Origin of the sequence: Clostridium grantii DSM 8605, assembly GCF_900129965.1 — a bacterium.
Lineage (GTDB): Bacteria > Bacillota > Clostridia > Clostridiales > Clostridiaceae > Clostridium_AF > Clostridium_AF grantii.
The window spans coordinates 1-1,378 of the sequence record NZ_FQXM01000082.1 but is presented as its reverse complement, the minus strand read 5'-3'; the positions used below and the strand labels follow the sequence as shown (position 1 = coordinate 1,378).

Sequence of the window (1,378 nt, the reverse complement as noted above, 5' to 3'; positions counted from 1 at the left end):
GCCAAGGGTTTACATATAGTTTTGAATAATTTACAATATAAGGAGGTGAATATTATGGAAATGACTTTGAATTATAGTGGTGCTTTTTGTGAGTTATTTGAGAATGATTTAGAAGAGGTTAATGGTGGTAAATATGATAAATCTTCTTTAGATAAACTTTATGATTTATCTATGGGTGTAGCTGATGTCTTCGGCGCCACATTTGGGTCAACAAGAGTTTTTTTACAAGTTATTGTCTTGCCAGTGACTTACCCATCAACAGATAGACACAAAGTCTATTAAAAAATATACTAAGCGAGGTAACTATGAATACATTTAATGAGTTAAATAATAATGAGCTATTTTCAATTTCAGGAGGAAGATTAACAAAAGGTGAGGCATTTAGAATTGTATCAGGGGCTGGTAGTGTATATATAGCTTTATCTGCAACTGGTAGTGTTGTTGTCACTGCAACTGCTGTGACTGGTATGGTAGTACTAGGCTCTTTTGCTTTATTAGGAGCTATGACTTTTGCTGGAATATGGGCAGCTTATTCCATTATGAGCGTGATAGATTAAAAAATAAGTAACAGTCCTCTAATCAGGATTGTTACTTATTTTAAATAAATTTTATATACTGTATATTATATCCAAACATAGGAGTGTTGAACTTGATTAAATTTCCGGTTAAAAACCTAAATAAATTAACAATAATTCTAATATCAACCTTTTTAATAATATATTTTATTAAATTCAATGAATTATCTTATTCATTATTATTCACTCTAATAATGACTTTTCTAATAATTCGTGATAATAATATTACCAAAAGATTTTTTTCTAAAAATGTACTCATTTTGTATCATTTATGGGTTTCTCTATGTATACTTCTTAATAATTTATTTAATATACATTTTTTAAATATAATTTTATTATGTTTAACGGTTACTTTTTTAATCCTAATGATTCTTTTTTCAGAAATTACTAAAATAAAAACTTTTGTTAGGAGACTGTAAATATGCCACCTTTAGAAAAATTATATTTTTACAGTATAATATCCGCATCAATAATAATTTTTATAATTTATTTCTTTTCAAGACCTTCTCTAAAGTTAAATAAAACCACAAAATACCTTTTATATATCATTGATTTGATTTTTATTGTAATTTCAATTTTTGTATACAATTATTTTTACTTAATTAATAAAAGCACTTATTCTATATCTATTTATGGATTAATCCCTATTGCTTATTATTTAACTAATAAATTAATTATTAAAATATCAAAAGCAAGGAGCTGATTTCCAATCATCTCCTAGGACCTCTGAGGTGTAATTTTTTCCAGGTACAACCTTGAAAACATAAAAAACATGTACAATGGCAAGAAATACTTGCTTTATA

At 26.3% G+C, this 1,378-nt stretch carries 2 protein-coding genes; both read left to right on the top strand.

Annotated features, from left to right (window positions below; translation table 11 throughout):
* Positions 1–282 (top strand): hypothetical protein (locus tag BUB83_RS21135; RefSeq protein WP_207649356.1); only part of this gene is annotated, 282 nt, incomplete at its 5' end.
* A gap of 23 nt (positions 283–305) precedes the next feature.
* Entirely contained in the window at positions 306–557 is a 252-nt protein-coding gene (locus tag BUB83_RS21130) for a Blp family class II bacteriocin (RefSeq protein ID WP_073341048.1), read from the top strand.
* The last annotated feature ends 821 nt before the right edge of the window (positions 558–1,378 follow it).

Coding starts and splice junctions, on each gene's coding strand:
- BUB83_RS21130 (WP_073341048.1), top strand. CDS start 306: ATGAATACATTTAATGAGTTAAATAATAATGAGCTATTTTCAATTTCA.